Source organism: Ensifer sp. 22460 (genome assembly GCF_052044935.1).
Taxonomy (GTDB): Bacteria; Pseudomonadota; Alphaproteobacteria; order Rhizobiales; family Rhizobiaceae; genus Ensifer.
Map to the genome: position 1 here is coordinate 87,742 of NZ_JBQENZ010000018.1, position 24,506 is coordinate 112,247.

Genomic DNA, 24,506 nt, shown 5'->3' on the forward strand with positions numbered 1-24,506 from the left:
GCTCGATGCCCGCACCGGGTCCTATCGACCATGTACAGTCCGCTTGGGCCGAACGCATTCAGGGCGCCGGTCCCGATTGGTCGGGACCGGCTTGGGCGGATCAGTTCGGATTATTCCAGAGGATCACCTTGCGATTCGGATCACCGCCCGGCGCCTGCGCAAGGTTGCCGAAGATCACCCCGATCTCCGGAGCCTCCAGCTTCACCGAGAGGTACTCCTCTCCGGTCTGGCGGGCGACACGGTTCCAGGCCGCGCCGATTTCAAAGCCGGTCTTGCGGTGGATGACGCGGTAGTCGGGGGCTTCTTCGCTTGCCTTGTTGGCGTTGGGGATGATGGCGATAGGGGCGTTGACCCGGATCGTGGCGAAGACACCCTCGAGAGTGCCATCGGTCTTCTGCGTCAGAGCTGCGATCGTGGTTGCCATGGTATTGTCTCCTTCGGTTGCTCGGGACCATTCCCGATGACGCGCGAAGAGACGGCCGATCTGCTGCGGTCATCTCGCACGAAAATTCTGCGAAGATTCTATTTTCCGCAAAAAGGCGGGCGCGCTTCGTCCCGCTTGCCGGAAGAAGTGCAAGAAGCCCGCATGAAGAACCTAAATCGAACTTTGCTGAATTTTCGTGCGAGACGTACCCCTTCAGGGGTTGACCGCGAAAGCAGGCGGTCGACTAAAGGGCGATATAGAAACGGGAATGGCTTGTTGCAACCGAAGCCGGCGACAGACCGTTCAGGCCACCCGGTCCGGCACCTCTTAAGGCCGCCGGTACATTGCAACGTGGGCACATCACATCGGCTTGCGCTGCCCCCCTCGCCCATCTCTGCCAATCGAAAGCAGCAAGGAGCGTCGACTGCCGCCACATCTCTCGGATGCACGTTGAGACGACCGCGGTGGACCATATTGCCAGAAAGCCGTACTGCAATATCTCGAGACGCTAGGCCCCGCCGAGATCGACCAAGTCGATTTTCGACAATCTTGCCCGCCGTCCGGTCTTGGTACGAGCACAGTCCCCCGACAATACCCGTCTGCTCCGATTAGTCGGTCCTGCGCAATCGGGGCTGGCATCGCTTGACGATATCCGGGGTCGCCGACCTGCCTGATCGCCGAGGGCGTCACGCTTCTGGAGCTGCAACGCTTTCGAGCCCAGCGCGGCATGGGAAATCCCGGTTCGTGCTGATGAGTTGCGAGCATTGCGAGCGAATGCGAGCCGAAGGAGATCCTCGACGCGGCCATGGTATCTCCGCCGGAAGAACACAATGAACTGTTCGCCGCGGCGATCGGCTGCGAACGGCGAGGGCTATAACGCCGAGCAGTGAAGTTCCTGCCCGCGAGAACTCACCGAACGCGAGGGATCGTCATGTCGTCAAGGCGCGAAGACTGGGTGCAGGCTTCGTGCAGCCGGCTCGCCGGCGAAACAGTGCTCGCTCGGGCAGATCGCCGGATGCGAGTGACCCGTCCTTCCTGGACTGAGGGTCAACGCGCCGTATATACGCCTCTGTAGATACATAGCGGAGGCGACCATGCCCCATCTTGCGCGGGTATTCCATTCCGGAAAATCGCAGGCCGTCCGCCTGCCGAAGGAATTCCGCTTCAACGTCGAACGCGTAGAGATCGCGCAAGAGGGCGATGCTCTCATTCTCCGCCCGCATGTTGAGGCGGGCGAGCCGTGGTCGTCGCTGATGGCAGCGCTGGCCCGCGGCATGAGTGAAGACTTCATGGAGAGCGGGCTCGAGCAACCGCGCCATCGTCGTCAAGGTTGAGCGCTAACAACGAGGTGACAACCCGTGACGTCGGCAACACGCTGTGCTGTTGTCGGTTCACTGCGCTTGTGACAGATGCAGCCCACGCACCGCTTGGCTTTAGCGTATTCGGATCTTTTCTGTCCGACATGATTCCCGGGAAGCGCTCGTAGCCGAGCGCGTCCGCCGACATCTTCGGACGCGTGTTTTCGCAGAAGAACATCTTCTTCCACCGCTGCCGCGCGGGGTCCGCTTTATACTATCGTATTTCCGATAGTCTACACGACAGATCCGTGCTACATCGTCACCGACCCTTACAGGCCCCTTGGATGGGCGGCGGAGATGCAATGTGCGACGGTTTCTGATCGGCGACAGGTCGTTCGAAGAGGAATCGAACGAATTCCAGGCTATTCTTCCACGTGCTTACGAACATGGGCTCCGGCCGCATTGTCAGTGCAAGGAACCGCCGGTTCCGATGTATATCGCGCAACTTGAGGGGCAGCATTTCGTCAAACGCATGCCGCTGTCCGGGCGCGATCACGACCCGGCTTGCCCCTCCTACGCCCCCCCTTACGAGTTGTCCGGCCTCGGTCCTTTAATCGGCAATGCCATCCAGGTTGATGCGAACGGCCGGGCAATCTTGAAGATAGATTTTTCGATGACGAAGAAAGGTCCGCGAGCGGCGGCATCTCAATCGGCGGATCCGTCAGAGCGCGCCATTCGCAATGAGCCACAGAAGCTATCGTTGCGCGCAATGTTGCACTACCTGTGGGAAATGGGTGAATTGACTGAATGGCGTTCCTCCTGGGCCGGAAAGCGCGGCTGGGGTCGGGTCCGCACGAGCCTCATGAACGCCGCGTCGCAAATGACGACTCGTGGCGGTCAGCTCAGCGATATGCTGTTTGTGCCGGAGACTTTCCGTCAGGAGGACAAGGAAGCAATTGCCGCGCGCCGAGCGACCGCACTTGCCGGTGCGCAAGCGTCCGGGTCAGGACCGCGCAAACTGATGATCGCAGTGGCGGAAGTGAAGGAGTTCATACCCGCACGCGTGGGGCATCGGATCACGTTGCGGCATCTGCCCTTTCCACTCATGCTTGAACACGAAGCATGGAAGCGACTCAACGCCAAATACGAAACGGAATTGGAGTTATGGCGTTCGAACGATGAGCTGCATCTCGTTATGATTGCGACATTTGGGGTTTCGGCATCCGGGGTCGCTGCCGTCGCAGAACTCGCGATGATGGTGGTGAACGAGAACTGGATCCCATTCGAAAACGTCCACGAACGTCATCTTCTGGAGAGACTGGGTGCGCTGCGACGCAAGTCCGTCAAAGGGCTACGCTTCAATCTCCCACAGGAGCAACCAATCGTGTCGGTCACCTTGCCGGAAGAGCGGCCCTCCCCGGTCGCGATGTTCATCATCCCGGCCGGTGCAAGTGGGGACTACCAGCGGGCATTGGCGGAAATGATCAAGGCGAGACCAGAGATGACACCTTGGATTTGGTGCATCGCCGAGGGGGACATGCCGAAATTGCCGTGATCGCCAGAGTGCAGGAGGGATGGTTATTGTCTTTGCTCAGAGCAAGCTCGTTAGATGGTGAAGGAAGCAGCAAATGAAGGCGTTCGTTTCGTAAAGTTCACGAACAGGCACAGCCTCTCCCGGTAGCGCCGCTCAATCTGGTCGAAATCGATCTCAGTCAAACTATGGATGCGGATTCAACGGACAGAGAAAGCGCACGGCGCCACAGCCCATTGCATCCTCGGCAACTTCTTTTCCGCCAAAGGGGTGCCAGGCGGCAGAGGTGCCGTCATGCGGCGAGCCAACATAGCTCGCTTTGCCGGACGTCCTTACTTCACAAAATTCAAATGGCCGCCGATTGCCGCAGCAACCGGCAATTCGAAAACTGCTTCCCTGCCGCCGCGGTCAGCGCTCCCAAGCATCACCTCGCAATTTTTCGCCCGCAAGGTGATGATCCTTGGCTGTTCTTCTTGAAAGGGACGCCTATGCGGCGCCCCGGGCCTCATCCTGCTGGGCCTGTTGTGCATGCATCCAATCGGCGATCTCCTGGGCTTTGCTGGCGGCAGTGAAGATTGCGCGCTTGTCGGAATTCATCACGTCAACCCACGAGGCAATGTAGCGCGCGTGGTCGGGCCGCGGCTCGACGCTGAGGCCCAAGTCGGCGCAAATCATCGCACTCAAGAGCTCGACCGTGCATTCCTCCATCGCATAGGCAGCCGTGCCGAAGCGTCCGGAGAGATCGCGGCCGAGGCGGTGGCTGGCGCCAGAAGCATGGCCGCATTCATGGAGCAGCACGGCGTAGTAGGCGACCGCGTCGCGGAAGCACGCGAATCTTGGCATCTGCACCTGGTCCGTAGCCGGGCGGTAATAGGCCTGCGAGCCGCCGTGGCGGATTTCGATGCCGAGAGCCGCGCAGAACCGTTCGGCCCGATCGATCCGCTCAGCCTCGGCCAACACCGGCATCACGGCCGGTGTGTAGCCGTCAACTTGGGCGCAGTTAAAAACCGAATAGCCGCGAGCGAACATGCGGCGGGCGGGCTCTTCACTTTCGCGATCTCCGTCTTGGTCATCCGCTCTGTCGCGATCGCTAGCCTTCCAGAACACGACAAGGTGGCCGTGCTCGCCCTTGCGAACCTGGGCGCCGAGCGCCTGCCATTGGCGGTAGGTGCCCCAGATGCCGGTGGGGTAGCCTGCCGCGTGCGCCGCAGCCCAAAGTGAGAGAATGTTGATGCCGCGGTAGGTCTTGGTTGAGGCGATATTGACGGGCGTGGTGATGGCCGATCCGTCGTGATGCCAGGGCATTCGGTAGTTGCCGGCGCCGGCCTCGATGGCAGCGATAATCTGGTTGGTGACGCGCTCGTAGATATCGATGGGTGTTTGGCGTCTGCGATCTGTGGTCATGGGTGCCTCCTTCAGCTCGCCCTCTCCGTCGAGGGCGAGGCGGCAGGGGCAGACGCGGGAAGCCTGCCCGTCATACCCTGTTCTCGGTGCTGGTGCGGAACAGGGTTGATGGGCTGGCAGCGTCTGCCACACCCGAGCCATGTCCCGACGGGCGCGCTTAAGGAGGCGCCGACCATGATCGGCGCGCGGAAGAAAACGGCCGGGATGATGCGCGCCTCTCAGCCAGCGTCGTCTCGTGGCGCGCTTCAGGGGGAGAACCCCGGCGTTACCGGAATGGGCCAGTGCCGCAGACCCTCTCGATGACGGCATTCCGGCCGGCGTCCTGCAGCGTCAGCACCTGGCTGTACGGGGCGGGCGTGTAGACGAGGCCGGGCAATTCGGCGATCTCGGTGCCGCGCATGGCTCGAAGCTCGGCTTGAGCGCGCGGACGGGCGCTCCTTGAGGGCTTTGAGTAATGATCGCCGTCGGCAGGATTCGGCAGTCCGGAACTCGGCGAGAAGACCGACCGCACGATTCGCCGTCGCCCGGCTGACGGCGGCTTCGTACGCCAGGTTGGAGACGGTGAGCGCGTCATCTGTGCGCTCGGGGCGGCCATCGAGCAGCCGTGCCATCGCCGCCTCGCTCTTTGCGCCGAGCGCGCTCATGCTCCGCCCTCTATCTGGGGAGCAATCAGCCGGCACTTGCGTTCATCGTCGCTGCGGCGGCTTCGCGTTGCAACGGCAACAAGGGCTGATTGCATCGAACGATACCAAAAGAGCAAGCATATTCAACCAATGCTGGTGTATATGTAAATTATGCTATTGAAACAATTCAGTTTGTCCTGCAAGATATGGTACATGATGAAATGCAGGACAAATTCCGGTGGTTGAGTACACATCCCCGTATTCAGATGAGCAGCAGCGTGTTCTGATCAATATCGAACAACACTATGATACCTGGATGGCAGCCGAACGTGCTGCGACAGCACTCCCATATGGAATGAAATGGGCGGAAAGATCGGGTAAGGAGTACCTCTATCAGGTCTTAGACCGCATCGGTAATGCCAAGAGCTTAGGCCCGAGGTCGCACGAGACAGAGGCTGCCATGGCGAACTACACGTCATCCAAAACCGAGATCAATGAGCGTCGGCAAGCCAGTGCTCGGAAGCTCACAGAATCTTGCCCAGCCCGTTGCCGCTAGAGGAACAGGAGTGGCTGCTGTTAGGAACGTATCTGAGCCATGTTGTCGTTGCCCGTGATGGGACTCCTGCTCGTTTGGTAGTACCCGATCCTCGGTACTTCGGCTTGCAAAAACTTTGGATGTCGGCGCAAGTGAAGCGCGACCCACGGAAAAAGCCGAAGGACCGCAGGCAAGGCATGGCAGTCTTGTCGGCAACAAAGGCGACAATGCCGCATATTTCGATGGATGAAGAATTCGAGAAGGCGATTCCAGTAGAACTCCAACCTTTCTATGAGTCGTGGAAGGTGAACTATATCGGGTCACCAACACCCCGCTGGAGGTAGCATCGTGCGCTACGATCAAAGTCACAAAAATCCGCGCATCTGGCATTGACGCAGCAGAAACCTTTGATCTGGTCTGATGCGAAACGTTTCCAATCGTAGCTTTCTTAATGGATAATCTGGTATTTTGTCTAAATCTCAATCTACTCAAGGCTTTAAACCTTGAGTAGATTCTGCTTAATTTTGATGGCGAAAGTTCAAAAGTATGTGTCGAACAGCACCGGCGGACATGTCCGCCGGGCTCGTTGTCACATCCAAAGATCTTATCAGGCTCGCAGCTGCTGCGAATCCCGGGTTTCCATCTGTTCCATTTCGCGTTCGCGCTTGTTGTACCGGATCGAAGACCAGAGCGAGATGCCGATGAGCGCCGCGCCACCAAGACCGGTGATCACTTCCGGAATGTGGACGAGCGTCTGGAAGTACATGACGACCGAAAGGATCAGGATCGCGTAAAACGCACCGTGTTCCAGGTAGCGGTATTCGTTGAGCGTTCCCTTCTCAACCAGCATAATCGTCATCGAACGGACATACATGGCGCCGATGCCGAGGCCAATCGCAATGACGAAGAGGTTCTGCGTCAGGGCGAAGGCGCCGATGACGCCGTCAAACGAGAAGCTGGCATCGAGGACTTCGAGGTAAAGGAAGGCGCCAAAGCCGCCTTTTGCCGCCGCACTCATGGTTTGTTGTGAAGCATCGAGCAAACCGCCGACCACCTCAACCACGAGGAACGTCAACAGGCCGTAAATCGCCGAATAGACAAACGTGTGGACCTCTGCCGGTTCGAGCAGCGTCGAAAAGCCAAGAATAAGGGCGAGAACGAAGGCGATTTCGATGCCCTTGATGGTCGCAAACCTGGCCATCTTGCTCTCGACCCATTTGATCCAGTGCACGTCCTTTTCATGGTCAAAGAAGTAAGTCAGCCCCACCATCATCAGGAAGGTGCCGCCGAAGGCTGCGATCGGCAGGTGCGCGTCGTTCATGATACGCGCGTATTCCTCAGGCTTGCTGGCCGCCAAAACGATCGCTTCGATCGGTCCGATCTTCGCCGCAATGACGACGATCAGCAGCGGGAAGACGATACGCATGCCGAAGACGGCAATGATGATGCCCCAGGTCAGGAAGCGATGCTGCCACGCGGGCGTCATGTCCTTGAGCTTGTTGGCATTTACGATCGCGTTGTCGAAGGACAGCGAGATCTCGAGCACCGCGAGCACGGTGCAGATGAAGAAGACCGAGGCCATACCGCCGATGGTTCCGGTCGATTGCCAACCGAGCCAGGCGCCGAGCACCAGGCCCACCGCCGTGGCAATGAAGGCCCATTTGAAATAGCCGAGAGCGCTTGTATGCGATTGAGGCTGTGTCATCGACGGGCCTCCTTCGCGCGAACGACGCCGGATTCGGTGAAGAAATGTGGTTTCAAAACGGAAATGCGCACGGCCGAAGGGGCACATGCGTGAGGCATGAGATCAGTTTTCATTGGAGCTAATCCGCCGGCTAATTTGCTGGCGGTACCGACATCACGAGAGCGCCGTAAAAACTCTCGCCAGAGGGGCCCGGCACCAGTGTTCATCCCGCGTCCGATGTCTTAAGGGCGGGACCACTTCCTAATTAGCAGCGTCCAGTGGAACGTCAAGAGGGCGCTTCTCGCTTTAGGAAGTCGTTCACGCAAATGCGCCGTGTTTCGGTCCGACGCAAACGACTCTCGCGATCGCGGCCTTGTGGAGATCGTAATTTGACGAATTGTGCGCGACGATACTCACCGCGAATGGCCAGGCGTCATCGCACCTCGCCGGCCATATCCCGGAGCTTGACCAATGAGACGGGCATCAATCAATCAATCGCCGTCAGGATTGCCAACCGGTGGTCGCCGCCGCCAATCCCTGGCCAATTCGTTGTCCGCCATGCTTGGAGACGAACTTAGTTCCGAAAACGCATCGCCTTGAAGCCTGCCCTGATCTCTTCGGCGAAGAGTTCCGGCTCCTCCCAGGCAGCAAAGTGCCCGCCCTTCGAGGCGTGATTATAGTAGACGAGCTTCGGATAGGCTTTTGACAGCCATTTTCTTGGCGGCCGATAGACCTCCCCCGGAAACACGGTTACGGCGACAGGAACTTTGGCCGCGGTGAGCTTTACTCCAGCCTTGAGGTTCTCCCAGTAGATGCGTCCGCTCGACGGACCGGTGTTCGTCAGCCAGTACAATGTGATGTTGTCCAGGATATCGTCCCGGCTCAAAGCCTGTTCCGGGTGACCTCGTGTGAACACCCAATCTGCGATCTTGTCGTAGAGCCAGGCCGCCAGACCGACCGGAGAATCCGCAAGCCCGTAGCCAACCGTCTCCGGACGCGTGCTGAGGATCGAAGCGTAGCCAAAGCCGTTGTTGAGGAAGTCGCGAGCCTCGTCGAAAACTTGCCTCTCTTCGGCCGACAAGTTGTCGGGAGCCGGCCCTCCGCTCTTCAGCGCTTGAGCGGCGTCGGTTGGGAATGTCGTCGCGCGCTCGATCCGGTTGACGTGGATACCGAGCAGCCCTTCCGGAGCCTGACGCCCGAGGGCGTCGCTGATGATGGCGCCCCAGTCACCGCCTTGCGAGACATAGCGGTTGTAGCCGAGCCGTTTCATCAGCGTGTCCCAGACCATGGCGATCCGCTGTGCGTCCCAACCGGTCGAGGTTGGTTTCTGCGAAAAGCCGAAGCCGGGGATAGAGGGAATGACAAGATGGAATGCGTCCTCAATCTTGCCGCCATGAGCGGTCGGGTCGGTCAGCGGGGCGATGACGTCCAGCAGCTCAAAGACCGAGCCCGGCCAGCCATGGGTCATGATCAGCGGAAGTGCATTCTCATGGCGCGAGCGCACGTGGATGAAATGAATATCCAGCCCGTCGATGTTGGTCAGGAACTGAGGAAACGCGTTAAGCTTTCGTTCCGCTGTGCGCCAATCGTAGCCGGACTGCCAGTATGCCACGAGGTCCTGGAGCGTCTGCTGCTCGACGCCCTGGGAGCGATCCTTGACGGTCGCACTGTCCGGCCAGCGCGTCGCCGTGAGACGGCGTCTCAGATCCGCGAGGGCGGTCTCGGGAATGTCGGCCTTGAAGGGGCGGATATCGTCGTTGCTGATCGGCGCTTTCGCGACGTTGGCGGCAACGCCGGTCGTCGGTAGCACCGCTGCCGCTACTCCGATCGCAGCGCCTGAAAGCAGAAACGAGCGCCGCGTCACCTGGCGCTTCGCAGCCTTGTTTTCCAAGTCCATTTAAGAAATCCTTTTGAACACTCACAATCGTCGTCGGACAGATTTTGACGCTATGACGGAGCCTCACCGATGGCGGCGAGGCCCCGGACTACGCAAATTTGTCAGGCCTCGTCGGGGCCTGTGCGGTAGATCAGGAACTTGTTTCCTTCCGGATCGCGAAAATAGGCACAGTAAGGGTCACCGCCATCAGGGCCTCTCGGACCGGGAGCGCCTTCGTCCGAGCCGCCCGCTTCGAGCGCCGTCGCATAAGCGAGGTCCACCTGCGCCCGCGATCGGGCCTCGAAGGCGATCATCGTACCATTGCCAGCAATGGCCGTCTCGCCATTGAAGGGCTTGAGCACGCCGAACTCGAGGGTACGGTGCCCGTAGTAGACGGCACGTCCCGGCTGAACGAGCACGCGTCCGATACCGAAGACGGCGAGGAATTTATCATAGTAGGCAACGGCAGCGTCGAGATCGTTCGTGCCGACCGTCGAGTGGCCGGGCAGCGCTCTGGCTTTTTCCGCAACCGCATTTTGCGAAGAGGGCGTCATATCGTTCATTCTGATCTTCCTGTTTAGGCGAGCGATTTTCGTCTCGCTGGTTCGCTTGGGATCGCTGTCGAAAACCGACGATCCGCGAATGAACAGAAATCTAAGAACGGGGCCGGGCAGCCGGCACCCCGCGGAATTGAGAGCCATCCTCTCACGCAGGCGCGTGCTTCGACCGGGTCGGCTGGGAGCGGGCGGAGGTCGCGGCACCGCAGGAACGGGCATTGGAGCAGGCATCATGCCGCCGGCGGCCTTTGCTCAGTTCAAGAGGGTCCCTCTCACAAACACCATCTGCCCACGACCATTAGGATATCGGATCTTCTCAGCAGGATCAGACAGACCAGAAGGACGCCTGACATGGTCATGCCATCGCTCAAGAATTTCGCCATCACCGCTTCCATGGCAATGGCGTCGGCTGCATCAGCGCACGCCGGCGCCGCCATTTCCGTGACCGGGCCGAAGATCGACTTCATCAAGATCGACGAGACTATCACGCTGCGGCGCATGGTTACCGGCCCAACCTCCGCCACCGGCACGGTTCTCTTCCTGCACGGCTTCCCGGAAACACTGACCGTCTGGAAGGAGATCGCGGAAACATTGGGCAAGGACTACGAGGTGCATGCTTTCGACTGGCCTGGTTACGGCCAGTCTTCGCGCCCCTCGGCGCCACAGTTCTCCTATTCGCCGAGGGATTACGCCAAGGTTCTCAGGGCCTATATCGAGAAGACGGGCGTCGACCGATCGAATTTGGTCATCTACGCGTCGGATATCGGCGGCCTTCCCGCACTGCTGTTGGCCCTCGACGAACCAACCGTGGCAAGGAAGATCATCGTGGGCGATTTCGCCCCGTTCAACAGGCCGCAATACATGTATGAGAGCCTGCAGAACCTCAAGGCAGAGCCGACGGCGACGCCGACGCGGGCTTACATGAACAAGACCAGCGAGGAGATCCTGCAAAACGTGCACCGCCGTGGCCTAGCGCCGGAGACCCAGTACGAATTGGCGCCCGAGGTGCAGGCGGACATGAAGGATTCTTGGGCACGCTACGGCGTAACAAGCGCCGACGCCTTCGCCTTCTATTACTCCCATTTCACGCGCGACGAGGACTATCTCGAGGCCAATCTTCACAAGCTCAAGACTCCAGTGAAAGTGATCTGGGGCGACCGGGATATCTACATCAAGGCGGAGATGGGCAGGGAGTTTGCCGAGCGTACCAATTCGGAGTTCGGGCTTCTGGCAGGTATCGGCCACTTCCCGCATCTTCAGGATCCGGCCCGGACTGTTGAAGAGGTGCGGGCCGCCTTCGCAGACTAGGCCTGCGATACCTCGCCCCTTTTGCAGACAGCGCGCAGGCGAGGTAGCGCCCAGTCGACGAAGGACCGTACCTTCAGCGTCAGCTGACCTTGGTGGGAATAGACAATATGGATGGGTCGGGGCCTTTGGTCGAAAGGCTCCAAAACCGGCACGAGGGCGCCCGAGCCCAACTCGTCCGGGATTTGATAATCGAACAAACGGGCTATGCCGGCTCCGCCGACCGCCGCTGCCACGCAATTTGCCGCAGTGTTCAACTCGAGACGGTTGCGGGGGACCGACTCCAGTTGTTGCCCGGCGACATCGAAGGTCCAGAAGAAACTCCGCTTGTTGAAGAATATTCCGTCATGGTCTGCGAGGTCGCTCGGATGCTCGGGCACGCCCCGACGCTGCAGATATGCGGGGCTGGCGCAAGTCAGCAGGCGGAACTCACCGGCCTTGACCGCGTAGAGAGAGCTGTCGGCGAGGTCGCCCAACCGGATGGCTATGTCGACCTGTTCTTCTACCAGGTGCACCGTCCTGTCGAGCGAGAGCAGGTTGAGCGACACCTCCGGATACTCCTCCATGTAGCCGAGTGCGATCGGCATTACATAGCGGGCGCCGAACTCGACCGGCATGGTGATTGTCAAGGTGCCGCGAGGCGTCTGGTACTCGCCGGACGCCCGACGCTCGGCTTCCTCGAGGTCGGCCATGATCTTTCGGGCCGCCTCGACATATTCCCGGCCGGCATCGGTGAGCTGAAGATTGCGGCTGGTGCGCACGATAAGACTCGCACCCAGGTGCCGTTCGAGTTCGGCAACCTTGCGGCTAACGCTGGGCAACGGGGCATTCAGCTTCCTGCTCCCTGCAGAAATACTGCCGGCATCAACAACTGCCAGCAAAATTTTCATTGCTTCGAGACGATCCATCGTGTCCCCCGCAGGCGCTTCCGGTGTTGCTTACGATATTATGATCCTATGCTCTGGCTGCGTTCGAAGCCGTAGCTCGCTCTTCTCCACCCTCGGTCCTGGCCAATGGTTCCGAAGAAGCGCGCATCTCCTGCGCGAGCAGGCTGACCGCCATGCGTTTGCTCTGCCGAACCGGCTCGCCTGTTCGCGTCATTTGCGCAATGGCCGTCGCCCCCTCGTGCAAGAGGTTGATCGTGTCGGCAATGCGTTTCGGTTCCGCGAACCGGGCCGCATGCGCGAGCTCCTCGAAATAGGCAAGGACCAGACGTTTGTGCATCAAAGCGGCGCGGAACACCGGATCGACGGCCTCCTTGTGCTCCCCCGCCGCGCTCATGAAAATGCAGCCGCGGAACTGCTTGTCCCGGACCGAAGCTTCGAGGAAATCGAAGGTCGCGAGAAGACGCTCATATGGATCGTTCGTGCGCTGCTCGACAAAGATGCGCATCTCGGCGCGGGATTGTTCGTCACGCCGCTCAAGTGCGGCCAGGATAAGATCCTCTTTGGTTTCAAAATGCCGATAGAGCGTCGTCTTGGCCACTCCCGCCTCGGCGATGAGGAAATCGATGCCGGTCGCGTGGTAGCCGTGCAGGTTGAACAGGCGCAAAGCGGTATCGAGCAGATGACCCCGGATCTCTGAGCGGCGCATATTCACTCCTTAAAACAAAACAGATTTGTATCATTCTATCGCGCTCGACGAGAAATGCAAGCCACGCGCGCCGGCCTCCCAAGTGCCGCTCCCAAAGGCACGCCACAGGCCTCCAAGCAGTATTTCTGGGGTAACGCCACAACAAATTCCCAAAAAGCAGGATTGCCAAACGATACAGATCGGTATATTTAAGCATACATCGATACAGAGCTGTATCGTTTAGCAAGGCCAATCGGGAGAATGGCCCGACGCCGCCAACCAGGAGAAGACAATGCCTCGTGATCTCGCACACCACAGCGCGGCGCGTCCGCGTGTCCACATTCGTTCCGCCGCCTCCGCGCTCGACGTGATCGATAGCCACGGCCAGGCCGTCACTGCGGCTGGCCTTTATGGCGCGCTCGCCGTGATCTACGGCTGGTTCGGCGGCATGAAATTCACCCGTTACGAAGCGGAGGGTCTGGTCGGCCTGGTCAGCAACAATCCCTTGCTGAGTTGGACCTATTCGCTCTTCAGCGTTGAAGGCTTCTCAAACCTTCTCGGCATCCTCGAGCTAAGCATTGCCGCCCTCATCGTGGCCCGGATCATAAAGCCGATCTACTCGCTCATCGGCGGCCTGCTCTCGGCTGGGCTTTTCGCAACGACCGTGAGCTTCATGGCGACGACACCCGGCGTGTTTGTATCTGAGCTCGGCTTTCCAGCGATCTCGGTCGCTCCCGGGCAGTTCCTGCTCAAGGATGTCGGGCTCTTCGCCCTCTCCGTCTGGATCGCCGTCGACTCGTTCGCGGCGCTCCGTGCGACACGCGCCTGATTGACGAATTGCGCGACCCAACGGTCCGCCTCCTCCACTGCAATCTACGTCTCTCCGGCGATGTGGCCGGCTGAACAAAGGAACGTCTCATGATCATGCACTATCTTTTGTCGAGAATCCGCGCTCACCAACGCTACCGCCAGACCGCTCTGGAACTAGGCCGTTACAGCGATCAGCAACTGGATGACATCGGCATCTACCGCTTCGAAATCGACGATATCGCCCGCCGGCAGTTCAACCAGTGACCAAGCCACGACGCGGGGCCGGTGCAACAAAGTATTGCGCAAGAGGTGCATCGGCCAGCGTCCTGGCCAGGACAAGGCAGCTGGCCGCGCGCCGCGGATGTGGCGCCGGCCAGCGAAGCCTGAGCTTCATCGCCCGTTCCGAGCAAAACGCCCCCTATTGGAGACAAGCAAATGACTTACAGAAAGACAGACGAAGCGATCCGAAAACTGACGCCCGAGCAGTTTCGCGTCACTCAACAGAGCGGGACCGAGCGTCCCTTCACGGGCGAGTACAATGACAACAAACGCCCGGGGATCTATGTCGATATCGTTTCCGGCGAGCCGCTGTTTGCGTACTCCGACAAATTCGATTCCGGCTGTGGCTGGCCGAGCTTCACCAAGCCGATCGTGCCAGCGAACGTCGAGGAACTGCAGGATCGTTCCCATGGCATGATCCGCACCGAGGTTCGCTCGAAGCATGGCGACAGTCACCTTGGCCATGTGTTTCCCGATGGGCCGCGGGATCGAGGCGGCCTTCGTTATTGCATCAATTCCGCCTCACTGCGCTTCATTCCCCGCGAGGAGATGGAGGCGGAAGGCTATGGCGCGTTCATCAACCAGGTGGAGGATATCTAAATGACGGATAGAGCTGGCAGAGCTGTCTTGGCAGGTGGCTGCTTCTGGGGGATGCAGGATTTGATCCGCAAGCTCCCCGGGGTCATTGCCACGCGTGTGGGCTACACCGGAGGCGATGTGCCTAACGCCACCTACCGTAACCACGGCACCCACGCCGAGGGTATCGAGATCGCCTTCGATCCGGGGACGATCAGCTACAGGCAGATTCTGGAAGTATTCTTCCAGATCCACGACCCCACCACAAAGAACCGCCAGGGCAATGACATCGGCATGTCCTATCGCTCGGCAATCTACTACGTCGACGACGAGCAGAAGCGAATTGCCGAGGACGCCATCGCAGACGTCAACGCTTCGGGCTTGTGGCCGGGCAAGGTCGTGACCGAGGTGGAGCCCGTGGGAGATTTTTGGGAGGCCGAGCCGGAGCACCAGGACTACCTGGAGCGCTATCCCAACGGTTACACCTGCCACTTCCCGCGCCGGAATTGGGTGCTGCCGCGGCGGTCCGTCGCGGAATAGCGGCCGCCGATACCGGCATGAATTCGGGCAGGCAGGCTTGCCCGAATTCTCCTTCATCTGAAGCGACATCAAGGGGTGAACGCGGCTTTGTGACTGCGTTCATCGCGCACCCTCGAAGTCGTTTGTTCGCGAACAGGGAAAATGGAGCGTACGGCGTTTGAAAAGAGCGGCCGTATGCGGCGCCGAGCATCAACCGCCCTTCGCTACCGTGCCGCGGCGGCGACGCTGCGGCGTCCGGGCCGCAAGCCAGCCCTTAATGTTGCCCGCATGCTCCTTGGGCGCCTTCGACGCTGCGCGTCCGGCAATGCTCGCCAGCGTATGGCCGGCCATCACTTCTCTCGCCCGTTTTTCGGCCTCGATCATGACTGCGTGAATGGAGCAGACGCCGTCCTTTGCCCAGGCAGGCGTCCGATCGCCGAACAGCGCGCACTGTCCCCGGATTTCTTTGCATTCGAACAGCGGCTTCCGTCCGTCGATGGCCTCGATGACATCGAGCGCGGTGATGTCGGTGGCGGGGCGGGCAAGCGCGAAACCGCCGCCGATCCCCTCTCGGGCGACGACGATGCCAGCCTTTTGTAGCTTGGTGAAAAGCTTTGCAACGAATTCGGCGGAAATCTTCTGCAGCTCGGCGAGATCGCGTGCACTTGCCGGCTGGTCTGTCTCCTCTGCCTCGATGAGGAACAGGAGACAGTGGAGAGCGTATTCGACGCCTGCGCTTATATGAGCCACGGAAACACCAAAACACCGACAAATACAGTCGGAGATAACATCGAAGCCTTACCGGCGCAAGTCCTTGGCCGTCCTCCCTGCGTTGACAGTGCGTTTCCAAGATCGACCGGATTCGGCATTGCTCATTAACTACGACTGAGTTAGTCGTAGTTAAGCGACGACATTGGATCATCGCGAAAACCGTCTCCGGTTTGGAGACTTCTACCGAAACGGCAATCGCACGATGGCTGGCCCCGGTCAGCCAATGGCGAAGCCTTGTCTGAGGAAAAGAAATGCGTGAACGAATTCTGATTATCGGCGCTGGATTTGCCGGAATGTGGTCGGCACTCGGCGCCATGCGGCTACTGGACCAGCAAGGAAGGGCAGACGGTTCCGTCGAGGTTGCCGTGATTGCACCGCAGCCCGAACTCCACATTCGCCCCCGCCTCTATGAAAAGCATGCGGCCAAGATGAAGGCGCCCCTGTCCGAGATCTTTGCCAACGCCGGCGTGCGTTTCATCAAGGGTTATGCGACGTCCATCTCGACGGCGGACAACGCTGTTACCTATGCGGATGACCACGGCCGGGAAGCGAGGATCAGCTACACCAAACTTGTTCTCGCGACCGGTAGCGTCCTGTTCCGCCCGGATATCCCGGGGCTCACCCACGCCTTCAATGTCGACCAGCTTGCGGATGCGGCGAAGTTGGAGGAACACATTTCTCAATTGGGTCGTCTTCCGGAAACCCGTGCTCGCAACACCGTGATCGTCGCCGGCGGCGGCTTTACCGGCATCGAAACGGCCGCCGAATTGCCGCATCGTCTTCGCGCCGCACTTGGAGAAAACGCAGACGTTCGCGTCGTGATCGTCGAGCGCGGCAATGCAATCGGACCGGATCTCGGGCCGGGCCCGCGTCCGGTTATCGAGCAGGCGCTTTCGGAATTGGGCGTTGAGACACGGCTGCGGTCTCCAATCGTTGCCATCGACCATAACGGCGTCACCCTCTCATCCGGCGAGCGCATCGACGCGGCCACCGTTATCTGGACCGCGGGCGCCCGCGCCAATCCGATCACCAAGGAGATCGACGCGGACAAGGACTCGTTCGGCCGTCTTCACGTTGACCGGAACCTCAAGGTCATCGGCCACGCGAACGTCTTTGCGACCGGCGACGTCGCGTGTGCGGCAACGGACGATATCGGCAACCGAACGATGATGAGCTGCCAGCATGCCCAGAACCTCGGGCGTTCCGCAGGGCACAACGTGGCTGCCGATCTGCTCGGCGTAAACGCGATTCCCTACAGCCAGGAAAAGTACGTTACCTGTCTCGATCTCGGGCCGTGGGGTGCTGTCTACACCGAAGGGTGGGACCGTCAGGTAAAGCTGACCGGCGCCGAAGCAAAAGAGCTCAAGACGAAGATCAACACCACCTGGATCTATCCGCCGAGTGCCGATCGCGCAGCAGCCCTGGGAGCTGCCGACCCGCTCCGCATCGTTGTCGCCTGATCACTGCAGAAGCGAGCCCGCCGACCTCCCTTACGGGCTCGCTTCTTGCCAGATCTCATTAAGGAGAATGTCATCATGAGCACTCGATTTGTCACAGGCGCACTCTTTGCCGCTATCGCTTCGGCGTTGCCGGCCGCAGCGCACGATGCCGGCGATATTGTCACGCCGCACTACGAAAAGGCGATACCCAATATTCCGGGCAAGACCTTGACCGCCCTGATCGTCGACTATCCCCCAGGCGGTGCCTCGGTTCCGCACACGCATGCAAAGTCGTCCTTCATCTTCGCCTACGTTCTCTCCGGAGAAATCGTGTCCAAGGTCAATGACGGTCCGACACAGACCTACCGCGCCGGCGAGAGCTGGTACGAGCCGCCGGCGTCCACCCACCTCGTCAGCCGCAATGCGAGCCAGACGACGCCGGCAAAGCTGCTGGCGGTGTTCGTCGCCGACACGGATGAAAAAGAACTCACCACCCCGATCAAGTAGACCCGAACCCAAGGAACGGAAGAATGAGCAAACGTCTCGACTACAACCAGATCGCACCGGCCGGTGCCAAGGCCCTTGGAGGTGTCTACGGCTACGTCCTGCAAAGTGGCCTGCCGCCAGTATTGGTGGATCTGGTTTATCTTCGCATCTCACAGATCAACAATTGCGCCTACTGTCTCGACATGCACACGCGCGACCTTTTGAAGAAGGGCCAACCGATCGAGAAGATCACATTGGTTCAGGCGTGGAGAGAAGCCGGCAATCTCTTCGACGCGCGTGAGCGGGCGGCCCTTGCCTGGGCCGAAACCGTCACACGCGTCGCCGAGACGGGTGTGCCGGACGAAGCTTATGCGGGCGCACGTGCGCTGTTCGACGAGCGTGAGATCACCGACCTCACGATCGCGATCGGCCTGATGAACGCCTACAACCGCATGGCGATCAGCTTCCGTAACACGCCACAGGCGGCACTAGAGAAGTAATCTCATAGCCCGTTGCGGGCGCAATCACTGCGCCCGCAAGCTCTCTGCTCATTCCTGGGATCTAAGTGTTTGAGGCGGCGCGCTTTTCTTGATCTGAGCATGTACCGCAAACGGTGAGATCAATTTAGCCCCCGGCCGGATCCTCCTTGCTCGTCCGTGTCTTGGGTGGAGGCGCAACACCCAAACCGATTCATTTGCAAAACTTATGGTTCCATATGCAGACGGCAATGGATCGACCCGGCGGAATGTGTCATGGCGTGCGCAACTTGCTGAAGGCCCCAACATGACCGTAATCACTGCCCCCGTAACCGCCCCGAACGCCGCCCGAACCGGTGTCCTCATCATGCTGCTCGGCATGCTGATGTTTTCGTTGAACGACGTCATGGGGAAATGGCTGGTCGCGACCTATTCCGTCAGCCAGTTGATGGTGATCCGCAGCGTCGCGGCACTTCTGTTTCTGTCGCCTTTCATCCTCAGGCGTGGCCTGCGCTCGATGTTCAAGGTCGAGCGGCCGGGACTGCAAGCGCTTCGCTCGCTGCTGTTCGCGATCGATGCCTCGGCCTTCTATTTCGCCGTCGCCTATATGCCGCTTGCCGATACCATGACCTATTGGCTGGCGGCGCCGATCTATGTTGCTGCCGCCTCGCCGTTCCTGCTCGGCGAAAAGGTCGGCTGGCGGCGCTGGACGGCGATCCTCGTCGGTTTCGCCGGCGTGTTGATTGCGCTTGAACCGTCCAAGGAGAGCTTCAGCCTGCCGGCGCTGATCGCGCTTGCAGGCAGCACAGCGTTCGCCTTCGCACTGATGCTTGGTCGTACGCTGCGGTCGACGCCGGATACCACCCTCGTCTTCTGGCAGATCGTCGGCGCATTGATTTTCTCACTCGTCGGCGTTGCGGCCAACCCTTCCGGCTGGGCGCCTGTCGACGGCGAGGCACTCCTGCAGCTCGGCATGCTCGGCATCGTTGCGATGCTGGCGCACATCCTGGTCAACCGCTCGCTCAAGCTTGCCGATGCCGCGACCGTCGTGCCCTTACAATACACATTGCTCTTCTGGGCCGTGGTCTTCGGCTGGGTCTTCTTCGGCGACACGCCCCGCCCGACCGTGATCATCGGTGCGGCGCTGATTGTCGCCTCGGGCCTCTTCATCTTCTTCCGCGAGCAACAACTGAAGAAGCGGCAGGCAAAGTCCTGAGCAGCCAGGCGGGTTTCATTGAGCGTCGCTCTCTGCTACCCCGCCCGCAACAAAACGCTGAAGGAGAGGCTGGTGGCCAAGGCGATCCATTCGATGATCCGGGTTCTCGATGAAAACAAGTCGGTCGAGTTCTATCGCCTGGCCTTTGGGCTTGAAGTCGCCGAAAGGCTGGACTTCGAAACCTTTACCCTCATCTATCTCAGCAATGAGGAGAGCGAATTCGAGCTCGAACTGACGCTCAACAAGGATCGAAGCGAGCCCTATGTGCTCGGCGATGGCTATGGCCATCTGGCGCTCTCGGTCGACGATCTCGATGCAGAGCATCAACGTGCCGCCGATGCGGGCCTGAACCCTGGCAAGATCGTCGCCTTCAACCGCGATGGCGCCCTGCTCGCTCGTTTCTTCTTCCTGGTTGATCCCGACGGCTACAAGATCGAGGTGCTTCAGCGCCACGGTCGCTACAAGTGACACCTGACAAACAGCGTCAATCAACCAAAACAATACCGGTTATCGCGCCTATCTATTTCGCTTATAGGCCGGAGCAACATAGTCTTCCCTGGAAGCATCAAGAATGATGCAAACCAAAGGGGAACGCGAAATGAAGAAGCAGATTGCAGCAGCCATGCTGGCCATCATGGCAGCGAGCGCCTCGTCGGCTCATGCCGCGGAAAAGATCAAGATCGGCACGGAGGGCGCCTATCCTCCCTTCAACTTCATTGATCCTGCCGGCAAGATCGGCGGCTTCGATGTGGATATCGGGCTTGCACTCTGCGAGCGCATGAAGGTCGAGTGCGAAGTGGTTGCCCAGGATTGGGACGGCATCATACCGGGCCTGCTTGCCAAGAAGTACGACCTGATCATCGCCTCGATGTTCATCACCGAGGACCGCAAGAAGCAGGTTGCCTTCACCAATCCCTATTATCTCGCAGCCATGACGCATGCTGCGCCAAAGGGCTCCGGCATCACCGAGTTCACCAATGAGGCCCTCAAGGGCAAGGTGATCGGCGCTCAATCCGGCACCACCCAGGCCGAGTACATCACCGCGACCTATCCCGATGCGGAGATCAAGCTCTATCCGACCCAGGACGAAGCCAATCTCGACATGGTCAACGGCCGCCTCGACCTCCAGGTCGGCGACATGCTGCCGCTGCTCGACTGGGTGACCAAGAACGCCGATGGCAAGAACTGCTGCGAACTCATCGGCGAGCCGATTACCGACAAGAAGTTTGTCGGCGACGGTGTCGGTATCGCCGTTCGCCAGGAGGACAATGACCTGCGCGAGAAACTCAACAAGGCGCTCGACGAAATCCGTGCCGACGGCACCTACAAGAAAATCAACGACAAATACTTCTCGATCGACGTCTACACGATGAAGTAAGGCGCCTGGCATCAACCAGCCCCTTGAGAAATCCGACCGCGTCTCCATGGGCGCGGTCGGTCACCTCCCAATCGTTACGCGTCGCACGTTGCCGCGCCACGATGGCCGCGAATTCGGAATCACCTATGAGCGACTAAGGGGCCGAGTGGCCTTCGAGGCATTTGCCATCGCCCTGCCAGCCGCCATCGACAGGTCGTCGGAAATAGTTGAACGAGCGCAGGCGTTCAGCGACAAGGCTCGGGCGCCGCGGCTCGGAACCCCTACCCTTCGATATGCTCGCTCGCCCGCTCCAGGTGAGCATCCAAACTCCGGCAGGTGCCGAGATCGAGATCACAGAATTTGGCATCAAGGTTCCCGGCCTTGCACGCCAGCGGCACCGGCATGGCTGATTGGATCCGAGGTTGGCGGATAGAGTGACAGGCGCTAAACCTCGTTCCTGAAGCTCTGATTTCGCTTCGACCAGGAAACAACGGGCACCGAGGGCCGGCATGTTCAATCTCAGCGGAATGACGGCACTCATTACAGGCGGTGGCCGCGGGCTCGGCCTTGAAATGGCAAAGGCTCTCGCCGAAGCCGGCGCGGCGGTAGCAATCAACGGTCGCAACCGCGAGAAACTTGAAGCTGTGCGCCAACAGCTTGCCGAAGATGACATCGCACTCGATATTGCTCCGGGCGATGTCGCAGCGGATGCGGCACAGATTGTCGATGCGGCTGTAGCTGCGACGGGGCAGCTCGATATCCTGATCCATGCGGTTGGCGAGCGCGACCGGCGTGGCACCGACGCCATGGACCCCGCCTCCTTTGCGGCCCTGATCAACGCCGACCTGACGGCCGCCTACACGATGGCGAAGGCGGCGCTTCCTTATCTTCGCCGCTCCGTTTCCGGGCGGCTGATCTTCGTTACCTCCATCGCCGCCTTCGCCGCGCGCCCTGGAGACCCAGCCTACACCGCCGCAAAAGGCGGCCTTGATGCACTCACCCGCTCGCTTGCAGTCGAGCTCGGCTCCGACACGTTGACGGTCAACGCTATCGCGCCTGGCTGGTTTGCGACGGAGACCAATGCGGCGCTTGCCGCCGATCCGGCGCTCCAGGCTTTCGTTGACGTCCGCATTCCCTTAAAACGCTGGGGCCGACCGGAAGAGATCGCGCCTGCGGCCGTGTTCCTGGCTTCCCCCGCTGCAAGCTTCGTCAACGGCATTACACTGACCGTCGATGGCGGCATGACCGTGCAAATGTAGCTGCCGTTGGCCCCAAGATAACATCATGGTCTGCTGCTCTCGTTCGGCAATTCTTCTGCGAGAAGCATCGCGAGACTGGAGGCGGCCTTGTCCGCCTGCGGCTTGAGCCGCAGGCTGAACTCCGCCTTCGGCAACGCCGGCAACGAGAGGGCTTGGGGCGCGACGGCGACCCCCTCGCCTACAAATCGTGCAGTCCGCGCCGTGATCGCGATGCCGCTTCGGACCGCAGCACGCAACCCGGAAAGGCTCGGACTGGTCGCCGCGATACGATAGGCACGTCCGGCGTCATCGAGCGCACTTGTGGCCGCTGAGCGAAACCCGCAGGGCGGGTCCAATACCGCGATCGGCAGCTCACCACCGGCGGGAACCGGATCAGCCGATGCAGTTAACCACAGCATCGGCTCGCTCAGCATCGCGATCTCGTCCGGTTGCGCGCCGTCCCGCATGACGATCAGGACATCGATCGCTCCTTGGTCGTAGGCTGCCGTCAGCTCCCGGGAGCGCCCGACCCGCAGATCGAGGCGCACGCGTGGATGTGTGCGCGCAAAGAGACGTAAGAGATCAGGCAGGTTGCTGTCGGCAAAGTCCTGGGTGCAGCCGAGCGTCAGGCGACCATCGGCCTTCGCGCCCTTAAGGCTGAGCCACGCATCCCGATGGACTTCGAGAATCCGCCGCGCATGAACGAGCAGATCCTCCCCGGCCGGCGTGAGGACACGTCCTCTTCCCGACTGGGCGAGCAGCGGCTCTCCCACCATTGCCTCCAATCGCTGCATCTGAGCGGTGACAGCGGAAGCGGTGCGCCCCACCGCGGCAGCCGCATGAGCAAGCGAGCCACCGTCAGCGAAGGCAAGGAACGTTCGGAGCAGGTCAGGATCGAAGGTTTGCATAACTTCAATATAATCGAAGTGTTAATATCATACAATTCGATTTTATCTCATCAAATGAAGTGGCAGATTGGATTTCAACAGGGATCACAAATCACCAAAAGGAGCCTTCCATGCCCATCATCAACATCACGGTCAGCGGCAAGGCCGACGCGGCTCTGTCTTCCCGGATCGCCGCCGCGGTCAGCGAGCTGACGGCAACACACCTGCGCAAGGACCCGGCGATCACTGCGATCGCCGTCGCCTACATCGATCCCGCCCATTGGTTCGCCGGCGGCAAGTCACTGGCGGAGCAGGACTTGAACAGCTTCTGGCTGGACATCAAAGTTGTCGACGGGACAAACACGAAGCCGGAAATGGCTGCCTATCTGGAGGCGGTATACGGCCGCTTCGCGCAACTTCTCGGCAGGCTGCATTCGGAGAGCTACATTCTCGTGCACGAGGTGCCGGCCGCCGCCTACGGCTACGGCGGCAAAACGCAAGAGTTTCGATACATCAGCGGGAAGCTGAACGTCACCGCATAGCAGCGGACATTCTCTCATCTGGCGACCCCTCCGCGCAGTCCGAATGGCGCGAAGGGGTCGCCAGTTTCATCACGCGGCAAAATGGGAGCGCCGGAGAGCAGAAGGATGGGAGGGAACAATCGCTTGGCAAGGCCGTTCGACGCTGAACTGACTCAAGTAAGGGAGGGCCGATCATTGTGGATCCGGTCCAAAAGACGGGGCATTGGGCGACAATGGCGATCGCACAAAGCACCGGCGGAGCATGTTCAGGATAACACGACGGCGACAAATTTCCTTACGATCGCCGACTTTGGCGACGTCCTGTTGCATCAACTAGCCTCCAGGGGATGCGCGACCTCATTGCGCAGTGGCGCTCCACCTCCTGTTGTAGTGGACGCACCTGGAAGGGTGGAAATATTGCGGGCAGCCAACCCACAGACGGGCGGTCACTCCTGGAACCTTCGATCTGTCGATGAGGCGTAGGCTCACAAGGCCTTCTGCTTCATTCGCTCGCCCGCCCCTGCAGCCGCTGCTTGCACATAGGAAAAGGCAGCGCTGATCCTGACACTGGCGAATAATCCTGCTCCTAAGACAACGACATCGAACGCGCCTGATGCCGCTCGATAACCCGGGTTCCCTACCTAATCCCGCGCATTTGCATTGAAGACTTGGCGCCGTCCTTCTGTGATCTCCAAGTCACGGACTGCCGACTTCGTCGCATCGAGGTCCGCCTGGATCTTCAACAGTCTCTTGCGCAGGTTGAGTACTGCTGTCGAAACCACGACAATTTCGGCGATCACGACGACACCCGCCCCAGCAACGCCTCCAATGCCAAACAGGACCAATGTGGCGGCGCCGATTAGGATTGCGATAGCGCTGCATCTGAGGCTGCAGCCGCCGCTCAGGAATAGAACGGCCGGAAAAGTTGCCAGCAGGACCTCTACAACCCCGGACTTGTCTCCAATGGCCTGCGAAACGAATTCGATGAGCGTATCCATAGCTACCCGCGGCTCGGTGAGACAATTCAAGTTTGGCGTTTGATCAACCGAAAGTTCCACTTCGAAGCAAGTCGGTGTTTTCATCGAAGGGCATTCATCAAAGCGTCATCGCAATTGGCTAAAG

General features: G+C 59.9%; 27 protein-coding genes. 16 read left to right on the forward strand and 11 right to left on the reverse strand.

All coding sequences use genetic code 11. The features are described 5' to 3' along the window. Window positions 1-100: 100 nt before the first annotated feature. The gene (locus ACTJKM_RS21900) at window positions 101-424 is read right to left on the reverse strand and encodes a DUF736 domain-containing protein (protein WP_058323403.1); all 324 of its coding nucleotides are present in this window, start codon (window positions 422-424) and stop codon (window positions 101-103) included. A gap of 1,094 nt (window positions 425-1,518) precedes the next feature. Here ACTJKM_RS21900 and ACTJKM_RS21905 point away from each other — a divergent pair. Both ACTJKM_RS21905 and ACTJKM_RS21910 read left to right on the forward strand, forming a co-directional pair. After that, window positions 1,519-1,758, forward strand: a complete 240-nt coding sequence (locus ACTJKM_RS21905) for an antitoxin (RefSeq protein ID WP_440660875.1) — start codon at window positions 1,519-1,521, stop codon at window positions 1,756-1,758. A 328-nt stretch (window positions 1,759-2,086) separates the two neighbouring features. Continuing rightward, window positions 2,087-3,277 carry a DUF1173 domain-containing protein gene (locus tag ACTJKM_RS21910; protein WP_440660876.1) on the forward strand — a complete coding sequence of 397 codons (1,191 nt, stop codon included), beginning with the start codon at window positions 2,087-2,089 and terminating at the stop codon, window positions 3,275-3,277. Window positions 3,278-3,739: 462 nt separating this feature from the next. Here the strand turns inward: ACTJKM_RS21910 and ACTJKM_RS21915 are convergent, their stop codons facing one another. Together ACTJKM_RS21915 and ACTJKM_RS21920 are read right to left on the reverse strand one after the other, a co-directional pair. Then, on the reverse strand, window positions 3,740-4,657 hold the full coding sequence (locus ACTJKM_RS21915; RefSeq protein ID WP_440660877.1) for an ArdC family protein: 918 nt from the start codon (window positions 4,655-4,657) through the stop codon (window positions 3,740-3,742). Window positions 4,658-4,922: 265 nt separating this feature from the next. Then, window positions 4,923-5,057 (reverse strand): hypothetical protein, encoded by a 135-nt coding sequence (locus ACTJKM_RS21920; RefSeq protein ID WP_336409524.1) that lies wholly within the window; start codon window positions 5,055-5,057, stop codon window positions 4,923-4,925. A 769-nt stretch (window positions 5,058-5,826) separates the two neighbouring features. On the opposite strand from ACTJKM_RS21920, the gene ACTJKM_RS21925 reads away from it, so the two are divergent. Then, complete coding sequence (locus ACTJKM_RS21925) at window positions 5,827-6,159, forward strand: GSU2403 family nucleotidyltransferase fold protein (protein ID WP_440660921.1); 333 nt, start codon at window positions 5,827-5,829, stop codon at window positions 6,157-6,159. A gap of 263 nt (window positions 6,160-6,422) precedes the next feature. On the opposite strand, the gene ACTJKM_RS21930 is transcribed toward ACTJKM_RS21925, so the two are convergent. The 3 genes from ACTJKM_RS21930 to ACTJKM_RS21940 all read right to left on the reverse strand — a co-directional run bounded on the left by ACTJKM_RS21930 (window position 6,423) and on the right by ACTJKM_RS21940 (window position 9,938). Further along, window positions 6,423-7,520, reverse strand: coding sequence for a DUF475 domain-containing protein (locus ACTJKM_RS21930; protein WP_440660879.1), 1,098 nt, complete (start codon window positions 7,518-7,520; stop codon window positions 6,423-6,425). A gap of 553 nt (window positions 7,521-8,073) precedes the next feature. Then, window positions 8,074-9,396: an epoxide hydrolase family protein gene (locus ACTJKM_RS21935; RefSeq protein WP_113511740.1), complete on the reverse strand. Its 1,323-nt coding sequence runs from the start codon at window positions 9,394-9,396 to the stop codon at window positions 8,074-8,076. A 101-nt stretch (window positions 9,397-9,497) separates the two neighbouring features. Then, window positions 9,498-9,938 (reverse strand): VOC family protein, encoded by a 441-nt coding sequence (locus tag ACTJKM_RS21940; protein ID WP_058328498.1) that lies wholly within the window; start codon window positions 9,936-9,938, stop codon window positions 9,498-9,500. Between the two features lie 345 nt (window positions 9,939-10,283). Here ACTJKM_RS21940 and ACTJKM_RS21945 point away from each other — a divergent pair, with 345 nt between their 5' ends. Next, window positions 10,284-11,240 carry an alpha/beta fold hydrolase gene (locus ACTJKM_RS21945; RefSeq protein WP_440637923.1) on the forward strand — a complete coding sequence of 319 codons (957 nt, stop codon included), beginning with the start codon at window positions 10,284-10,286 and terminating at the stop codon, window positions 11,238-11,240. On the opposite strand, the gene ACTJKM_RS21950 is transcribed toward ACTJKM_RS21945, so the two are convergent. After that, window positions 11,237-12,145 (reverse strand): LysR substrate-binding domain-containing protein, encoded by a 909-nt coding sequence (locus tag ACTJKM_RS21950; protein ID WP_440660881.1) that lies wholly within the window; start codon window positions 12,143-12,145, stop codon window positions 11,237-11,239. The two genes, ACTJKM_RS21945 and ACTJKM_RS21950, sit on opposite strands and share 4 nt — an antisense overlap. Before the next feature lie 46 nt (window positions 12,146-12,191). Continuing rightward, window positions 12,192-12,830, reverse strand: a complete 639-nt coding sequence (locus tag ACTJKM_RS21955) for a TetR/AcrR family transcriptional regulator (protein ID WP_440660882.1) — start codon at window positions 12,828-12,830, stop codon at window positions 12,192-12,194. Window positions 12,831-13,101: 271 nt separating this feature from the next. On the opposite strand from ACTJKM_RS21955, the gene ACTJKM_RS21960 reads away from it, so the two are divergent. The 4 genes from ACTJKM_RS21960 to msrA all read left to right on the forward strand — a co-directional run bounded on the left by ACTJKM_RS21960 (window position 13,102) and on the right by msrA (window position 15,014). Beyond that, window positions 13,102-13,638 carry a YkgB family protein gene (locus ACTJKM_RS21960; protein ID WP_082640969.1) on the forward strand — a complete coding sequence of 179 codons (537 nt, stop codon included), beginning with the start codon at window positions 13,102-13,104 and terminating at the stop codon, window positions 13,636-13,638. A gap of 89 nt (window positions 13,639-13,727) precedes the next feature. Next, window positions 13,728-13,883: a DUF1127 domain-containing protein gene (locus ACTJKM_RS21965; RefSeq protein ID WP_082640967.1), complete on the forward strand. Its 156-nt coding sequence runs from the start codon at window positions 13,728-13,730 to the stop codon at window positions 13,881-13,883. 171 nt (window positions 13,884-14,054) lie between these two features. After that, window positions 14,055-14,498: a peptide-methionine (R)-S-oxide reductase MsrB gene (msrB, locus tag ACTJKM_RS21970; protein ID WP_440660883.1), complete on the forward strand. Its 444-nt coding sequence runs from the start codon at window positions 14,055-14,057 to the stop codon at window positions 14,496-14,498. Continuing rightward, a complete protein-coding gene (msrA, locus tag ACTJKM_RS21975; protein WP_058328503.1) occupies window positions 14,499-15,014 on the forward strand; it encodes a peptide-methionine (S)-S-oxide reductase MsrA in 516 nt (171 codons plus the stop codon). It begins immediately after the preceding gene. Window positions 15,015-15,203: 189 nt separating this feature from the next. On the opposite strand, the gene ACTJKM_RS21980 is transcribed toward msrA, so the two are convergent. Further along, a complete protein-coding gene (locus tag ACTJKM_RS21980) occupies window positions 15,204-15,743 on the reverse strand; it encodes an RrF2 family transcriptional regulator (protein WP_440660884.1) in 540 nt (179 codons plus the stop codon). Window positions 15,744-16,015: 272 nt separating this feature from the next. On the opposite strand from ACTJKM_RS21980, the gene ACTJKM_RS21985 reads away from it, so the two are divergent. The 7 genes from ACTJKM_RS21985 (at window position 16,016) to ACTJKM_RS22015 (ending at window position 21,997) form a co-directional block, all read left to right on the forward strand. Next, window positions 16,016-17,224, forward strand: a complete 1,209-nt coding sequence (locus ACTJKM_RS21985; RefSeq protein WP_440660885.1) for an NAD(P)/FAD-dependent oxidoreductase — start codon at window positions 16,016-16,018, stop codon at window positions 17,222-17,224. 75 nt (window positions 17,225-17,299) lie between these two features. Beyond that, window positions 17,300-17,710: a cupin domain-containing protein gene (locus ACTJKM_RS21990; RefSeq protein ID WP_058328506.1), complete on the forward strand. Its 411-nt coding sequence runs from the start codon at window positions 17,300-17,302 to the stop codon at window positions 17,708-17,710. A gap of 23 nt (window positions 17,711-17,733) precedes the next feature. Continuing rightward, window positions 17,734-18,189, forward strand: coding sequence for a carboxymuconolactone decarboxylase family protein (locus ACTJKM_RS21995; RefSeq protein ID WP_440660886.1), 456 nt, complete (start codon window positions 17,734-17,736; stop codon window positions 18,187-18,189). Between the two features lie 283 nt (window positions 18,190-18,472). Further along, the gene (locus tag ACTJKM_RS22000) at window positions 18,473-19,381 is read left to right on the forward strand and encodes a DMT family transporter (RefSeq protein ID WP_440660888.1); all 909 of its coding nucleotides are present in this window, start codon (window positions 18,473-18,475) and stop codon (window positions 19,379-19,381) included. 72 nt (window positions 19,382-19,453) lie between these two features. Beyond that, window positions 19,454-19,849, forward strand: a complete 396-nt coding sequence (locus ACTJKM_RS22005; RefSeq protein ID WP_440660923.1) for a VOC family protein — start codon at window positions 19,454-19,456, stop codon at window positions 19,847-19,849. A gap of 130 nt (window positions 19,850-19,979) precedes the next feature. After that, window positions 19,980-20,759, forward strand: coding sequence for an ABC transporter substrate-binding protein (locus tag ACTJKM_RS22010; protein ID WP_440660890.1), 780 nt, complete (start codon window positions 19,980-19,982; stop codon window positions 20,757-20,759). A 488-nt stretch (window positions 20,760-21,247) separates the two neighbouring features. Next, complete coding sequence (locus ACTJKM_RS22015) at window positions 21,248-21,997, forward strand: SDR family oxidoreductase (RefSeq protein WP_440660891.1); 750 nt, start codon at window positions 21,248-21,250, stop codon at window positions 21,995-21,997. A 23-nt stretch (window positions 21,998-22,020) separates the two neighbouring features. Here the strand turns inward: ACTJKM_RS22015 and ACTJKM_RS22020 are convergent, their stop codons facing one another. Next, window positions 22,021-22,884 carry a LysR substrate-binding domain-containing protein gene (locus ACTJKM_RS22020; protein ID WP_440660892.1) on the reverse strand — a complete coding sequence of 288 codons (864 nt, stop codon included), beginning with the start codon at window positions 22,882-22,884 and terminating at the stop codon, window positions 22,021-22,023. A 110-nt stretch (window positions 22,885-22,994) separates the two neighbouring features. Here ACTJKM_RS22020 and ACTJKM_RS22025 point away from each other — a divergent pair, with 110 nt between their 5' ends. Beyond that, window positions 22,995-23,405: a tautomerase family protein gene (locus tag ACTJKM_RS22025; RefSeq protein WP_058328511.1), complete on the forward strand. Its 411-nt coding sequence runs from the start codon at window positions 22,995-22,997 to the stop codon at window positions 23,403-23,405. A 620-nt stretch (window positions 23,406-24,025) separates the two neighbouring features. Here ACTJKM_RS22025 and ACTJKM_RS22030 read toward each other — a convergent pair. Continuing rightward, window positions 24,026-24,466 (reverse strand): hypothetical protein, encoded by a 441-nt coding sequence (locus tag ACTJKM_RS22030; RefSeq protein WP_162764613.1) that lies wholly within the window; start codon window positions 24,464-24,466, stop codon window positions 24,026-24,028. Window positions 24,467-24,506: the final 40 nt, after the last annotated feature.

Coding starts and splice junctions, on each gene's coding strand:
- ACTJKM_RS21985 (WP_440660885.1), top strand. CDS start 16,016: ATGCGTGAACGAATTCTGATTATCGGCGCTGGATTTGCCGGAATGTGG.
- msrA (WP_058328503.1), top strand. CDS start 14,499: ATGACGGATAGAGCTGGCAGAGCTGTCTTGGCAGGTGGCTGCTTCTGG.
- ACTJKM_RS21930 (WP_440660879.1), bottom strand. CDS start 7,520: ATGACACAGCCTCAATCGCATACAAGCGCTCTCGGCTATTTCAAATGG.
- ACTJKM_RS22030 (WP_162764613.1), bottom strand. CDS start 24,466: ATGAAAACACCGACTTGCTTCGAAGTGGAACTTTCGGTTGATCAAACG.
- ACTJKM_RS22020 (WP_440660892.1), bottom strand. CDS start 22,884: ATGCAAACCTTCGATCCTGACCTGCTCCGAACGTTCCTTGCCTTCGCT.
- ACTJKM_RS21955 (WP_440660882.1), bottom strand. CDS start 12,830: ATGCGCCGCTCAGAGATCCGGGGTCATCTGCTCGATACCGCTTTGCGC.
- ACTJKM_RS21965 (WP_082640967.1), top strand. CDS start 13,728: ATGATCATGCACTATCTTTTGTCGAGAATCCGCGCTCACCAACGCTAC.
- ACTJKM_RS22000 (WP_440660888.1), top strand. CDS start 18,473: ATGACCGTAATCACTGCCCCCGTAACCGCCCCGAACGCCGCCCGAACC.
- ACTJKM_RS21920 (WP_336409524.1), bottom strand. CDS start 5,057: ATGCGCGGCACCGAGATCGCCGAATTGCCCGGCCTCGTCTACACGCCC.
- ACTJKM_RS21900 (WP_058323403.1), bottom strand. CDS start 424: ATGGCAACCACGATCGCAGCTCTGACGCAGAAGACCGATGGCACTCTC.
- ACTJKM_RS22010 (WP_440660890.1), top strand. CDS start 19,980: ATGAAGAAGCAGATTGCAGCAGCCATGCTGGCCATCATGGCAGCGAGC.
- ACTJKM_RS21995 (WP_440660886.1), top strand. CDS start 17,734: ATGAGCAAACGTCTCGACTACAACCAGATCGCACCGGCCGGTGCCAAG.
- ACTJKM_RS22025 (WP_058328511.1), top strand. CDS start 22,995: ATGCCCATCATCAACATCACGGTCAGCGGCAAGGCCGACGCGGCTCTG.
- ACTJKM_RS21950 (WP_440660881.1), bottom strand. CDS start 12,145: ATGGATCGTCTCGAAGCAATGAAAATTTTGCTGGCAGTTGTTGATGCC.
- ACTJKM_RS21990 (WP_058328506.1), top strand. CDS start 17,300: ATGAGCACTCGATTTGTCACAGGCGCACTCTTTGCCGCTATCGCTTCG.
- msrB (WP_440660883.1), top strand. CDS start 14,055: ATGACTTACAGAAAGACAGACGAAGCGATCCGAAAACTGACGCCCGAG.
- ACTJKM_RS21905 (WP_440660875.1), top strand. CDS start 1,519: ATGCCCCATCTTGCGCGGGTATTCCATTCCGGAAAATCGCAGGCCGTC.
- ACTJKM_RS22015 (WP_440660891.1), top strand. CDS start 21,248: ATGTTCAATCTCAGCGGAATGACGGCACTCATTACAGGCGGTGGCCGC.
- ACTJKM_RS21940 (WP_058328498.1), bottom strand. CDS start 9,938: ATGAACGATATGACGCCCTCTTCGCAAAATGCGGTTGCGGAAAAAGCC.
- ACTJKM_RS21915 (WP_440660877.1), bottom strand. CDS start 4,657: ATGACCACAGATCGCAGACGCCAAACACCCATCGATATCTACGAGCGC.
- ACTJKM_RS21960 (WP_082640969.1), top strand. CDS start 13,102: ATGCCTCGTGATCTCGCACACCACAGCGCGGCGCGTCCGCGTGTCCAC.
- ACTJKM_RS21935 (WP_113511740.1), bottom strand. CDS start 9,396: ATGGACTTGGAAAACAAGGCTGCGAAGCGCCAGGTGACGCGGCGCTCG.
- ACTJKM_RS21945 (WP_440637923.1), top strand. CDS start 10,284: ATGGTCATGCCATCGCTCAAGAATTTCGCCATCACCGCTTCCATGGCA.